This is a genomic window from Corynebacterium kozikiae (assembly GCF_024580965.1).
Taxonomy (GTDB): domain Bacteria; phylum Actinomycetota; class Actinomycetes; order Mycobacteriales; family Mycobacteriaceae; genus Corynebacterium; species Corynebacterium kozikiae.
On record NZ_JANIKJ010000004.1, the window covers coordinates 131,080 to 143,668 of the forward strand.

Annotated in this window: 16 protein-coding genes; 9 read left to right on the forward strand and 7 right to left on the reverse strand. The window is 58.2% G+C overall.

Features of this window, described 5'->3' with window-relative positions; all coding sequences use genetic code 11:
* Positions 1 to 15 precede the first annotated feature (15 nt).
* From NQ018_RS04430 to NQ018_RS04445, 4 genes are all read left to right on the forward strand, one after another.
* Complete coding sequence (locus NQ018_RS04430) at positions 16 to 612, forward strand: hypothetical protein (RefSeq protein ID WP_257058830.1); 597 nt, start codon at positions 16 to 18, stop codon at positions 610 to 612.
* A gap of 9 nt (positions 613 to 621) precedes the next feature.
* Positions 622 to 825, forward strand: a complete 204-nt coding sequence (locus NQ018_RS04435; RefSeq protein ID WP_257058832.1) for a DUF4258 domain-containing protein — start codon at positions 622 to 624, stop codon at positions 823 to 825.
* A 2-nt stretch (positions 826 to 827) separates the two neighbouring features.
* Positions 828 to 1,061: a DUF2283 domain-containing protein gene (locus NQ018_RS04440; RefSeq protein WP_257058834.1), complete on the forward strand. Its 234-nt coding sequence runs from the start codon at positions 828 to 830 to the stop codon at positions 1,059 to 1,061.
* An 831-nt stretch (positions 1,062 to 1,892) separates the two neighbouring features.
* Complete coding sequence (locus NQ018_RS04445; RefSeq protein WP_257058836.1) at positions 1,893 to 2,108, forward strand: hypothetical protein; 216 nt, start codon at positions 1,893 to 1,895, stop codon at positions 2,106 to 2,108.
* 365 nt (positions 2,109 to 2,473) lie between these two features.
* Here NQ018_RS04445 and NQ018_RS04450 read toward each other — a convergent pair whose 3' ends face one another.
* Positions 2,474 to 2,662 (reverse strand): PspC domain-containing protein, encoded by a 189-nt coding sequence (locus tag NQ018_RS04450; protein ID WP_257058838.1) that lies wholly within the window; start codon positions 2,660 to 2,662, stop codon positions 2,474 to 2,476.
* The gene (locus NQ018_RS04455) at positions 2,662 to 3,405 is read right to left on the reverse strand and encodes a hypothetical protein (protein WP_257058841.1); all 744 of its coding nucleotides are present in this window, start codon (positions 3,403 to 3,405) and stop codon (positions 2,662 to 2,664) included. The genes NQ018_RS04450 and NQ018_RS04455 overlap by 1 nt, the downstream gene beginning before the upstream one ends.
* On the opposite strand from NQ018_RS04455, the gene NQ018_RS04460 reads away from it, so the two are divergent.
* A complete protein-coding gene (locus NQ018_RS04460; protein WP_257052879.1) occupies positions 3,392 to 3,565 on the forward strand; it encodes a hypothetical protein in 174 nt (57 codons plus the stop codon). The two genes, NQ018_RS04455 and NQ018_RS04460, sit on opposite strands and share 14 nt — an antisense overlap.
* A 150-nt stretch (positions 3,566 to 3,715) precedes the next feature.
* Here the strand turns inward: NQ018_RS04460 and NQ018_RS04465 are convergent, their stop codons facing one another.
* Entirely contained in the window at positions 3,716 to 3,880 is a 165-nt protein-coding gene (locus NQ018_RS04465; RefSeq protein WP_257058844.1) for a sigma factor-like helix-turn-helix DNA-binding protein, read from the reverse strand.
* 245 nt (positions 3,881 to 4,125) lie between these two features.
* The gene (locus NQ018_RS04470) at positions 4,126 to 5,037 is read right to left on the reverse strand and encodes a LysR family transcriptional regulator (RefSeq protein WP_257058848.1); all 912 of its coding nucleotides are present in this window, start codon (positions 5,035 to 5,037) and stop codon (positions 4,126 to 4,128) included.
* 167 nt (positions 5,038 to 5,204) lie between these two features.
* Here NQ018_RS04470 and NQ018_RS04475 point away from each other — a divergent pair, with 167 nt between their 5' ends.
* From NQ018_RS04475 to NQ018_RS04490, 4 genes are read left to right on the forward strand one after another with little or no spacing between them, the layout of a single operon-like run.
* Positions 5,205 to 6,410, forward strand: coding sequence for a CaiB/BaiF CoA transferase family protein (locus NQ018_RS04475; RefSeq protein WP_257058850.1), 1,206 nt, complete (start codon positions 5,205 to 5,207; stop codon positions 6,408 to 6,410).
* 1 nt (position 6,411) lies between these two features.
* Positions 6,412 to 6,834 carry an acyl-CoA thioesterase gene (locus NQ018_RS04480; protein ID WP_257052882.1) on the forward strand — a complete coding sequence of 141 codons (423 nt, stop codon included), beginning with the start codon at positions 6,412 to 6,414 and terminating at the stop codon, positions 6,832 to 6,834.
* Positions 6,835 to 6,843: 9 nt separating this feature from the next.
* Positions 6,844 to 8,073 carry an acyl-CoA dehydrogenase family protein gene (locus NQ018_RS04485; protein WP_257058853.1) on the forward strand — a complete coding sequence of 410 codons (1,230 nt, stop codon included), beginning with the start codon at positions 6,844 to 6,846 and terminating at the stop codon, positions 8,071 to 8,073.
* A gap of 5 nt (positions 8,074 to 8,078) precedes the next feature.
* Positions 8,079 to 9,326, forward strand: a complete 1,248-nt coding sequence (locus NQ018_RS04490; protein ID WP_257058855.1) for an acetyl-CoA C-acyltransferase — start codon at positions 8,079 to 8,081, stop codon at positions 9,324 to 9,326.
* Between the two features lie 18 nt (positions 9,327 to 9,344).
* Here the strand turns inward: NQ018_RS04490 and NQ018_RS04495 are convergent, their stop codons facing one another.
* The 3 genes from NQ018_RS04495 to serS form a co-directional block, all read right to left on the reverse strand.
* Positions 9,345 to 10,190 (reverse strand): HAD family hydrolase, encoded by an 846-nt coding sequence (locus NQ018_RS04495; protein WP_257058858.1) that lies wholly within the window; start codon positions 10,188 to 10,190, stop codon positions 9,345 to 9,347.
* 3 nt (positions 10,191 to 10,193) lie between these two features.
* Entirely contained in the window at positions 10,194 to 11,087 is an 894-nt protein-coding gene (locus tag NQ018_RS04500; protein WP_257058937.1) for a lysophospholipid acyltransferase family protein, read from the reverse strand.
* Between the two features lie 239 nt (positions 11,088 to 11,326).
* Positions 11,327 to 12,586, reverse strand: coding sequence for a serine--tRNA ligase (gene serS / locus NQ018_RS04505; RefSeq protein WP_257039068.1), 1,260 nt, complete (start codon positions 12,584 to 12,586; stop codon positions 11,327 to 11,329).
* Positions 12,587 to 12,589: the final 3 nt, after the last annotated feature.

A 12,589-nucleotide genomic window follows, 5' to 3' on the forward strand; every position in this document is an offset into this window, starting at 1 on the left:
TTGGAGCTAACTGATATGAATAGAAAATTAATTGCTATATTCACTGGTTTCGCTGTAGCTTTTTCAGGAATTTCAGTTGCCTATGCTAACAGTGCTGATAGTGTTGCCAGCGATTTTAATTTTGCACTGCAGACCACCTCCCCGGCACTTCAGGCCGCCTCCCCCTCAATGGAAGATAAAGTTTCAATCGATTCTGGGGTTGTAAGTGCATCGACGATAGGCGGGAAAGAAGTCTCTCTTAAGCTTCCTAATAATGAACTTAATTCATTAGGGCTAGATGAATACTCAACCTCGCCCGGCGGCGCTTCTTTTGCGGTCACTAATGAAGGCGAGGGGGCATTCCGATCTCTAATTCATATTCCTAACTTAGAATCAAATGAGAAGTTTGAATTTTCATTTTCTAATAGCGTAGTTCTCACCTCCTTACCTGATGGCGGAGTAGTAGTTCGCGATAACGCGGGTAATATTCTAGGCACTCTTGATACACCTTGGGCTATAGATGCGACAGGGACTCCAGTTCATACATGGTATGAAATTCGTCAGAGCACGATAGTTCAACATGTTTCGCCAAATTCTTCAACACAATTTCCCGTAGTAGCAGATCCTTTTTAGATCCCATTTTTGGGCATCGTAGGTGGAAATTTTACGCGCCATGCGCTAACTCAGATGGCTAAGCGGAGGATAAATAAAGAGCTAGTTAAATACGTTATCAAGAACGGCCGCACAAGCAGGGGAAACGGAAACACTACAGTATTTACAGGCAACGGCATTCGAGTTATTGTCGATAATGAGAGTGGAAACGTGATTACTGTCACGAGAGGGTAATTATGAATTTTGATTATGATCCAGAAGCTGATGCAGCCTATCTAGCCATAGCGCAGCCAGATACCCTTCCTGACCGGCAGATATCAGGAATAACTATAGAAGGAATGGAAGGGGAAATCGAGATAGATGTCGACGAAGATGGAAGAGTTATTGGTATCGAGTTCGTGAAGGCTTCCTTGATCCTTCCTTCAGGTTTCCTAAAAAAAATCAAACCAGATAACATAGATATCACCTAAGGGGTTGCTGCGAGACAGAATATCTTCTCCTGCGCAAGTAGCTGCAAAATAGGTGCCAGCAACACGTCAAGCAAGTCGCAGAACAGGCCGCGAACTTCGCAAATCATGCACGGAAAGCTAGTCCGGTCCCCGCCGAGATTCCACCGCACCATCCAACAGCCCGAAACCGACCAGCAAAGCCCCCCCCCGCCCCTTGGCTCGGCACAACACCGAAACCCCTTGGATTCCATGAAAAGCTCTGCATAACGCCGAACCCAAGGGGTTCAAATCGCACTCGAAGCTTTGCATCCAAAGCCGAGGTCAAATGGTGGACCTAGCGGGAAGCTTGTCGAAACCTGCCCCGTCGCTTGTTCGCATGGGGTCGTTGCACCGAACGATCCGCGCTCGCGCAGCGCGACCTACTCAACGTGGGCTAGCACCGGTCAGCGTGCACCGCACCATCAGCGACAAGTCGCTCGACACCGTGGAAGGGCGGTACCACGCTGACAAGACCCTCCGCGCAATAGTGAACGATGTCGGTCTTCGCCGTCACCGGCTGTCATCGCTGCTCCGGGAGCGCGACGTCCACATCCGCCGGGCTGCTCCTTCTCCGGCGGAGGTTCAAGAGATGGCCCCGCGATACCAGGACGGGGAGTCGCTCGAACGTATTGGGCGACACCTGGGTTTCTCAGCTGGCACGATCCGAAACCACTTGATCGCCTCAGGATTGACTCTGCGTGACCCGCACAGTCGTGATCGATGAGGACCCGCGCACGGGCGATCGGCGCACAGGCGTGATGGAGTCGTCATGGAGTCCAGACGATTGTCGGCACCGCTTGCGACAATGAACCCGTGAAGTTCAAGCGCCACAACCCCGATGCCCTCGTTAACCTCGTGGTTGGCAATGTAGGTCGTGACGCCACCGAGGACGAGGACGAAGCCAAGCGCTTTCCGTATCACTCCAGCATGTACATCACCGAGTTCTTCAAGGAACTTGAAGAAGAGGACAGAAAGCTGCTAAATGATACAAAACTGATTCTGATGGCCAATATGCGCAACGACAGCTAGCAAAGCTTAAACAAACGCACCGTGCCAATAAGATCAAGAGGAGAAGTTCAAGGCTTCGAGTAGAGCAGGCGATTTGCGACTATTACTTGCTGACGGGACGCATACCGACGCGTCGTGAGGTTATGACTGGCTCGGGACTTTCCCAAGCAACCGTAAAATGGTATGTCCGTGCGCTTAGGGAAGATGGACTACTTCCTGAGCAGTGGGGGTGCCGTTGGTTGCGGATGTCGTGGCCTTGGCGGACATGGCCAAGCCCACGCGCCAACAAGAGGTCGGACGTAGGCTTTTAGTGGCTCCCAGCGCAAGCGCAGGAAGAAGCGTAAACGATAGTTACGAAAGTGAGTCTCCATATCTTTTGCTGCTACTTATTGCTTTGGGTAGATAAGCCATTGCAATAGGTAGACGGCAACCAGGGGAACTCCGCAGAGTGTAGCGATTACGTAAATAATCCTGACGGTATTTGCAGAGGTTTCATATACTTCAGCTATCCCGGCACAGACCCCTGCTATGCATTTATTTTTTTGAGACCGGTGCCATTTATTTTGCGGGTACATTATGCGCAACCGTACTCAAATGTTGAGATACCGCCATTGTGGCTTAGTACCTTGGTGTTCACAACGATCCCAAGACACTTTCCGTTACGGTGCGCTCGAATTGCGTCGTACCCCAGCTTTCCTGCCGCCGCCAGGATTGCCAATCCCACAGGTCCTGTAACGCCGAGTGCGGCCATCCAGGGGAGGGCAGCAATTGCACCGGCACCCCCTGCTGCTCCAGTTGCTTGTGTTTCTTTCTTGCTTAACTTGATGGTGGTTTTCTCCCATCCCCAATCGATCTGTGGATCTGCAGTGACCGGGAAAGCCGTGTCAGAATTGTGCTCAACAATCTGCACGAGGGTCCCATTCTCAATATGAAGGGAGGTCTGGAGGGGAGCGCCATTAGCGTCGATAGCCCAAGGGGTGGCGATCGTTGCGATCAAGCTTCCGTTTAGGAAGACTCCCATAGCATCTTCGCTTCCTTCGCTAAAGGGGATGACTTCAGCTCCTTGCGGGAGGCTGAGCGGGAAGCGGTACTCGGTAGGTGCTTCTGAATTCTCGATATGGATAAGCGTCTGCATTCCGTTTTCGAGTTGGTTCGTCTCGAAGGAGTAGTCCCTCGTGGAGCGCTTTGAACGTCCTGCTGACCCTTGGGTGGAGGGCACTTCCCAGCCAATGCTGTATTGATTGCCATCTGGAGACAGTCCAGTCGTGGTTACGTATTCTTTCGCAGACGCGTGAGGTGCACTGATGACGAACATCATTGCAACAGCGATCGCAGTGATTATGGCGATTATCCAGCGGCTGGAAAATCTGTTTATTTGCGGCATCGAAATCTCTTTTCGTGGCTTTGGGGACGGTTGTCCCGGTCGATGGAACGATCTGGCCAAGAATTTCCCTGGCCACAGTGGTTTCTGGAGGTGAACGCCTCAAATAAAAGGTGTCGTGCGTCACAGCCTACCGTAGTTGAGGTTTTCTATTGGGAGCTATTGCAAACTTTTCTCAATTAAGCGCTGACTGGGCGTGGTCTGCCCCGTTTACGGTTGTCTACTTCGGGGGTAATTCCCCTGCGTGTCACGCTTCTTTGACGTAGCGGCGGACGGTGCCGACGCTGATTTCTAGCTCTGCTGCGATCGCAGGCATGGATAAGCCTTGCAGTCGGAGTGCATTAACGGCAGCACGCTTTTCGTTGGCGCAAGCGAGCAAGTCCTCGCTGGGTTCTGCGATGATTCGGCGCACTTGCCGGGGGTGATCCCGAAGCGTTCCGCTAGTTCATTGGCCGTATGGTTGCGGCGGGCACGTACTGGTTTGCTCACGGGCCCCTTTCCTGGTCAAAGGCGATTACTTCAGCTTGTCCAGCACGGCGTTTTCGCCGAATTTTTTGCCGCGGACGGATTGAATGGTGCTGAATATTGCTTTCATTTGAGCACCCTCACCCGTCCTATCGACCAACGCCCACAGGAGCTCCAAAACGCTCAAACGCCCTACTTCATCCGGCCCTCCGCGTGGAGGGCCTCCACGGTGGACACCAATTTCCCAAGGGCCGGGTTGGTGTTTTCGGAGTGCCAGATGAGCTGGAGGTCGAGGAAGCGTTCGGGGTCATCGATCTCCAGGTAGTACACGTTCTTTTCCTGCACGTTACGGCGCACGGAGTCCAGGGTCATGGCAACGCCCATGCCCGCCCCCACGAGCACCAGGAGGGTCCAAGAGTCCGGGGAGGTGGTGCGCACCTTGGGGATGAAGCCGCCCCGGCGCGCCAACAAGTTGAAGCGGTTGAGCAGCGCGGAGGTGGATCCGCCGGGGAGGACAATCCAGTTTTCCTCGGCGAGCTGGTTCATTTTCACCTTGGTTGCGCCCGCCCTGGCAAGTGGGTGGTGTAGCGGTACTGCGAGCACCAGTTCCTCCCGGGAGATGGTCATGGAGGAGATCTCGGCGGGGAGGAAGTCCCAGCGCCCAATCACGGCGTCGATCTCGCCTTTTTGTACTTTCTGCAATCCCAATGGGGAAAGTTGGGAGGAGTAAAGCTCCAGGTCAATGCCTGGGTGCTTGGACTGCACCTCGCGCGCAAGTTGGCCCACGCTTTGGTGCACCGATGCGCCTGCGAAGCCAAGCTTCACCGTGCCCAGGTTTCCCGTGGCGGCGTCACGGACGGTGCGCACGGCGGCGTCGGAAACTTCCACGAGCTTGCGAGCAGGCTCAACCAGCGCCTTTCCTGCGGCGGTGAGCTCCACGTGGCGGGTGGAGCGTTCGAAGAGTTGTACTTTGAGCTGGCGTTCAAGCTGCTTGATGATGCGGCTTAGCGGGGGTTGCGCGATGTTGAGGCGGTCCGCGGCGCGGCCAAAGTGCAGTTCCTCGGAAAGCACCAGGAACGCTCGTGCTTGTTCGACTTCCAGCATGTTTCCACCTATTCCCGTTCAGTATTGCAGTCCATATGAGCTGCAGTTTCGCTCAAACCATTATTGCCTGTAGCGCAATAATAATTAGTAAATTAAGTATTGGACGTTATTTATGAATCGTGATTATATGAACTGCATCACTATTCGTCAAGGAAGGTGAAGCGTCAATGAACCTTGTTAATCACGCCGATAACCGCCCACTGGCAGGACTTGTTGTTGCAGATTTCTCTCGCGTCCTCGCCGGGCCATACTGCACAATGCTCCTAGCGGATCTTGGGGCCACGGTCATCAAAGTTGAGTCCCACGCTGGCGATGACACCCGTCAGTGGATGCCACCCGCTCGAGACGGCGTGAGCACTTACTACATGTCAGTGAATCGCAATAAGCAGGCGATCGCCCTGGACCTCTCCAAGGAAGAGGACCTCGAATTTGCCTACGCGATCATCGATCGCGCTGACATCTTTATTGAAAACTTCAAACCCAACGGCCTGAAAAAGTTCGGGTTGGACAAATCCCAGACCCTCGACCGCTGGCCAAGCCTCATCCACGCCTCCATCACCGGCTTCGGCACCGAGGGCGGCGCACACCTGCCGGGCTACGACCTCCTCGTACAGGCACTTTCCGGCTTCATGCATGTCACAGGCGATCCCGACGGCCCCCCGACGCGCGCGGGCGTGGCAATTTTCGACGTCGTCGCGGGGCTGCACACCACCGTCGGCATCCTTGCTGCGGTTGCTGAGCGGGCGCGCTCCGGCAAGGGGCAACATGTGGACATCGACCTGCTCTCCTCCACTCAAGCGGCGCTGGTCAACCAAACCACCGGCAACGTGGCCTGCGATAACGAACCTCAGCGCCTGGGCAACGATCACCCGAGCCTCTTCCCCTACGGGCCCTTCCAGGCAGCTGATGGCGAGATCATCATTTGTTGCGGCAACAATGGCCAGTTCCGCCGCCTGATGGAGCAGCTTGGCCAGCCAGAGGTTGCTGATGACCCACGCTTCACCGAAATGGCTCTGCGCAATGCCAACCGCGAGGAGCTACGAGTGCTCATTGAAACCGCCCTACGCACGCAGACCATTGACACCTGGTTTGAGCGCCTGAGCAGTGTGAAGGTGCCTTGCGCTCCAATCAAAACCATCGGTGAAGGGATTCGCTACTCTGAGCAGCTCGGACTGAACCCCATCTCCATGGCGGGTGAAGGCGAGCAGGCGGTGCCCACCGTGTCCAGCCCGATTCGCCTGAGCCGCACCCCGGTGCGCTACGACATCGCACCGCCAACCATTAATCAAGATATCGACGCTGTTCGGGCCTGGGTGGAAAGCACCAGCGCACGCGACGTTTCCGAACAATCCATGCAAAAGGTGGGCGGCTAACATGCGGGCTCCAGAAAATGCAGTCAGTGTGCAGGTGGGTTTGCGTTGGTCCGACCAGGACCCGAACCGCCACCTCAACAACGCCAACGTTGTGACCATCTTGGAAGAAGGCCGCGTGCGGGCGTCTGACCTGCTGGTTGGCCACCAGCCCAGCAAAACCCAACCGCGGGTTGTGCGCTCCATGCACGTTTCCTACGACCACGAGGTGCTCTACGCCCCTGAGGTAGAGGTGAAGGTGTGGATCTCGCACATCGGCAATACGTCGTTTGAAGTGGCCCACGAGCTCATCCAAAACGGAACGTCGTGTGTGTACGGCACCTCAAGGATTGTGAGCCTTGATCCAGAAACCCGCCGCCCCACCCCGCTGACCCCGGCGGAACGCGAACGAATGAACAAATACCTCCACACCACCGAACAACCTTAAGGAACCAACATGTCTGCTCAACACCAAAGCACCGATTACCAGGACTTCATCCCCAACTCTGACTTCTTTGGCCTCGACCAGGACTTGAGCCCAGAGGACATTGCGCTGCGTGACCGCGTGCGCGAATTTGGTGAGAACACCATCCTGCCAATCATCAATGACTACTGGGAGCGCGCCGAGTTCCCCGAGGAGATCTTGCCTGGCCTGGCTGAACTGGGGATCATCGGCACCTTCATCCAGGGCTACGGCTGCCCCGGCATGTCCCGCTTGCAGGCAGGCCTGGTGGCACGAGAAATGAGCCGCATCGACGGTTCCATTAACACCTTCCTGGGCGTCCACTCCAACCTCTGCATGGGCTCCATCTACATTCTGGGCAGCGAGGAGCAGCGCCAGCGCTGGTTGCCGCACATGGCCAAGCTGGAAAAGACGGGCGCGTTTGCCCTCACCGAGCCGGATCACGGCTCGGACTCCGTCTCCCTGGAAACCTCCGCCCGCAGGGAAGGCGACCACTGGGTACTCAACGGCCACAAGCGGTGGATCGGCAACGGCCACGCGGGCGACGTGATCGTGGTATACGCCCGCGACGAGGAAGACGGCCAGGTCAAGGCCTTCGTGGTGGAAAAGCAGGAGGATGGCACCTACCCAGCCGGCTACAACCCCACCCCAATCACCGGCAAGATCGGCAAGCGCGCCATTCTGCAGGGAGACATCATCATTGAAAACCTCCACGTCCCCGCGGAAAACCGCCTGGAGAACTGCAACTCCTTCAAGGACGTGAACAAGGTGCTGGCCGCCACCCGCGGCGGCGCGTCCTGGGAAGCGGTGGGCCACGCAATTGCCGGCTTTGAACTGGCCTGCAAGTATGCACTCAACCGTGTGCAGTTTGGCGCACCGATTGCCAGCTACCAGCTTGTGCAGGAGAAGTTGGCGACGATGCTTTCCGACGTCACCCAGCTCCAGCTCCTCACCCGTCGCATGGCAGAGCTGCAGGAGAACGGCACCTTCACCGGCGCGCAGTCCTCCATGGTGAAGATGACCACCTCCCGCAAGGCGCTGGCGATCTGCCGTGAGGCTCGGGACATGATGGGCGGCAACGGCCTGCTGCTGGAAAACCATGTTGCACGCCACCTGACGGACATGGAAGTGGTGTCCACCTACGAGGGCACGGATTCCATCCAGGCGCTGATCGTTGGCCGCGAGATCACCGGCATTTCCGCATTCACCCACGTTAAGAGGTAATACAGATGAACACTCAAGTCCCAGATCAAGCACCAGAAGCTCCGGTAGCGTACATTGTTGCAGCCCGCCGCACCCCAACCGGCAAGTACGGCGGAGCGCTTTCCTCCATCCGCCCGGATGATCTGGCCGCAACCGTGATCAAGGCGGTCATGGATGATTCCGGTGTCCCACCGGAGGCAGTGGATGAGGTCATTTTTGGCAACGCCAACGGCGCGGGTGAGGAAAACCGCAACGTGGCCCGCATGGCCTGGCTGCTTAACGACTACCCGAACACCGTACCCGGTATGACCATCAACCGCCTGTGTGCCTCGGGCATGAGCTCCATTGCCACCGCCGCCACCTTGGTGAAAGCCGGTGAGGCAGACATCGTGGTTGCCGGTGGCGTGGAGTCCATGTCCCGTGCGCCGTGGGTGATGGAAAAGCCCAGCACCGCCTTTTCCAAGCCGGGTGAGATTTTTGATACCTCCATTGGCTGGCGCTTTGTGAACAAGAAGTTCAAGGAGCAGGAAAAGACCACCTTCTCCATGCCGGAAACCGCTGAAGAAGTGGCTCGCGTGAAAGACGTGTCCCGCGAAGACTGCGACGCCTTTGCCCTGCGCTCACACCAGCTTGCCCATGAGGCAACGAAGGCCGGGAAGTTCGAGAAGGAAATTGTGCCCATCTCCGTTCCGCAGCGCAAGGGCGATCCAGTAGTGGTGACTGAAGACGAAGGCATCCGCCCCAACACCACCGCGGAAGCGCTGGCGAAACTGCGTGCTGTGGTGGGCGGTGGCAGCGTCGTTACTGCTGGCAATGCCTCCTCGCTGAACGATGGCGCCTCTGCCGTACTCATCTGCTCTGCTGCAGCGGTGGAGAAGTACGGCCTAAAGCCGCTGGCAAAGGTTGTCGGTGCTGCGGCGGCGGGCTTGGCCCCAGAGATCATGGGTCTGGGCCCCGTGCCGGCAACGCAGAAATTGTTCGCACGGATCGGCTGGTCCAATGAGGATTTGGACGCGGTGGAGCTCAATGAGGCCTTTGCCAGCCAGTCTCTGGCAAGCGTGCGCGACCTCGGGCTCGACCCTGAAATCGTAAACGCGTGGGGCGGCGCCATCGCGCTTGGTCACCCGCTGGGTTCCTCCGGGTGCCGCATCACCGTCACGCTGCTGAGCCGCCTGCTGGAAAAGGCTGCGGAAACCGGCAAGCCAGCAAAGGGCCTGGCCAGCATGTGCATCGGTGTGGGCCAGGGGCAGTCCCTCGCCATTGAGACTGTCTAGCCGCTGTCTAACGCCGAGCTAGCTGGTGGGCAACTGCCCCTCAAGGATCGCCTCTATGATCCGCGCAACGCCAAAGTCGTCGTTGGTGGTGGTCACAGCATCGGCCGCTGCCTTGACCTCGGCTTTGGCGTTTCCCATTGCGTAGCCGGTGCCGGCCCAGGTGAGCATTTCGATGTCATTGGGCATGTCCCCAAACGCCACCACCTCATCGGCGGGCACGCCCACGATGCCGGCGAGTTCCGCCACCGCCGCCTGCTTGGTCACCCCCGGCGCGGACACCTCCAGCAGCCCATAGTCCATGGAGAACGTGACGTGCGCGAGCTCCGCGGGAATCACCGGTGCTACCAGGTCATAGAGCTGCTGCGCGGTGTAGGCATCATTGCGCAACAACAACTTGATAGCTGGCTCGGAAAGAATCTCCGCTTCCTCACCCTCCCCATGCGCGGTGCTTTCCCAGGCATGCTCGTAGCTGGGGCTCACCAAGAACAGTTCCTCGCTGCGGTCAAAGGCAGAGGTGCCGGCGCGCTCCACAGCGGTGCCGACGCCCCCAGGTACCACACTGCGCGCAGCTTCCGCGATAGCGGAGAGGCGTTCCGGCGAAAGCGTTCGGCTGCTTAAGATTCGGTCCACACTGGAGTCATACAACACCGCACCGTTGGAGCATACACACACGGGCCGGTGCGGGAGTTGTTCGAGTACGGGGAAGATCCACCGCGGTGGGCGGCCAGTGGCCAGGGCAAAATAGCCGCCTTGCTCGGTGTATTGGATCAGTGCGTTGCGTAGGCGCGGGGTGACTCGCTCGCGGGAGTCCAGCAACGTGCCATCAACGTCACTCACCACAAGCCCAGGCATTTCACCGTTCATGGGTCACCTCAGTTTGCGCAGGAGTTTCCGCAACGGATTGGGCTTCTTGCTCCCCTGAGCTGCCTTGGCTGCCTTCGCTGCTTTCGCGGCTTCTTTTTGCGCACGCAACTCCGCGTCGATCTTGAGCGCCTCCTCGGGTGTTGGGGCGGTTCCGCCCATGGACGCAGGGAGCCAGTCCTCCCCGCCGGCAAAGGGACCGTAAGCGCGTTCGTAGCCTTGGCGGACGTCGTGAAGCAATTCCTGCATCGCGCTGCGCAGCCGTGCCGTGACCTCTTCCACCGAACCTTCGGTGCTGATAGGTTTGCCCAGCTTGATCCATACGGGGATGCCGGAGCGCCCGAGGTTGCGTTTGGTGCCTTTGCTGAGGATGCGTTGGGAACCCCAAATGGCTACGGGGAGCAGAGGGGCGTCAGCTTGCTTGGCGATGCGCACCGCGCCGGTTTTGAGTTCTTTGATTTCAAAGCTGCGGGAAATGGTGCCCTCGGGGAAAATGCCCACGAGTTTGCCCGCGCGGAGGTCGCGGACTGCGGCGTCCATTGCGGCGGCGCCGGCGGAGCGGTCTACCGGGATATGCCCCATGGCCTTCAGGATCAGACGCAAAGCTGGAACTTTAAACAGCTCCTGCTTGGCCATGAAACGCACGAGGCGGCGGCCGCGAAGGTTTGCCAACGTGCCTGAGAGGATGAAATCAAAGTAGCCGGTGTGATTGATGGCAAGGAGCGCGGGGCCGTTCTCGGGGATGTTTTCCTCGCCCTCCACGGTGATTTGGAGGTTTTGAGCGCGCATCATCAGTTTGAGCGCGGGCACCACAATCCGCCCGTAGAACAGCTCTTTGCCTTCGGCGTGGATGGGCAAGTGAACCCAGGTGGGGCGCACGCGGAAAATGCCGCGGCGAATCCAGTCGCCGGCGTGCCCGGTGCCACTGGAGCTGGAACCGGCACCGAAACTGGCACCATTGTTGAGCTCATTGTCACGGGAGTTCCCGGAACCATTTTCGCTGTTCATCACCGCACCACCACCCTTGCCGTTGTTGCCGTTGTTGAATTTCTTGTTGTTTTTGCCGGCGCTGTTTCGCCGGCGCTGTTTTGCCGGCGCTGTTTCGCCGGCGCTGTTTTGCCGGCGCTGTTTCACCGGCTCTATTTGACCGGCTCCAGCACCTCTTTGCCCACGAATGGGCGCAGTGCCTCGGGCACTACTACGGAGCCGTCTGCTTGCTGGTTGTTCTCCAAGATAGCCACCAACCAGCGCGTGGTAGCCAGGGTGCCGTTGAGCGTTGCTGCCACCTGGGCTTTGCCCTGCTCATCGCGGTAGCGGGTCTGCAGGCGGCGCGCCTGGAAGGTGGTGCAGTTGGAGGTGGAGGTGAGCTCGCGGTAGGTCTGCTGGGTAGGCACCCACGCCTCGGTGTCGAACTTGCGCGCGGCGGAGGAGCCGAGGTCGCCACCGGCAACGTCGATGATGCGGTACGGAACCTCAACAGCGGATAGCATCTCACGCTCCATGTTGAGCAGCGCCTGGTGCTGCGCGGCTGCTTCCTCCGGCTTGCAGTAGACGAACATTTCCAGCTTGTCGAACTGGTGCACGCGCAGGATACCGCGGGTATCCTTGCCGTAGGAGCCGGCCTCGCGGCGGAAGCAGCTCGACCAACCCGCGTACTTCACAGGGCCCTTGCTGAGGTCAATGATTTCATCCTGGTGGTAGCCAGCCAGTGCCACCTCAGAGGTGCCAACCAGGTAGAGGTCGTCGCGCTCAAGGTAGTAGATCTCTTCTGCGTGCGCACCCAGGAAGCCAGTACCAGCCATGACCTCTGGACGCACCAATACCGGTGGGATCATCAGTTGGAAACCGTTTGCGCGTGCCTTCTGGGCGGCGAGGGTGAGCATGCCGAGCTGCAACATGGCGCCGTCGCCAGTGAGATAGTAGAACCTTGCACCGGACACCTTGGTGCCACGCTTCATGTCAATCAAGCCAAGGGATTCACCGAGGTCAAGGTGGTCTTTGGGCTCAAAGTCGAACTCCCGCGGGGTGCCCACGTGCTCGAGCACAACGTAGTCATCCTCGCCGCCAGCCGGGGCGCCCTCCACCACGTTGCCCAGACGCATCTGCAGGTCATAGACGGCCTGCTCCGCGGCCTTTTGTGCCTCATCAGCTTCCTTCACCTTCACCTTCAGCTCGTTGGAGCCTTCCAGCAGGGCGGGGCGCTCCTCCGGCGAGGCCTGGCCAATCTTCTTGCCAAAGGCCTTCTGCTCACTGCGCAGGGCATCAGCGGTACCGATGGCCTCGCGGCGAGCCTCATCAGCAGCGATGAGCTGGTCTACCAGGGCTGGGTCTTCGCCGCGGGTGCGCTGGGATTCACGCACAACTTCTGGGTTTTCACGGAGGAATTTGAGGTCAATCACAAA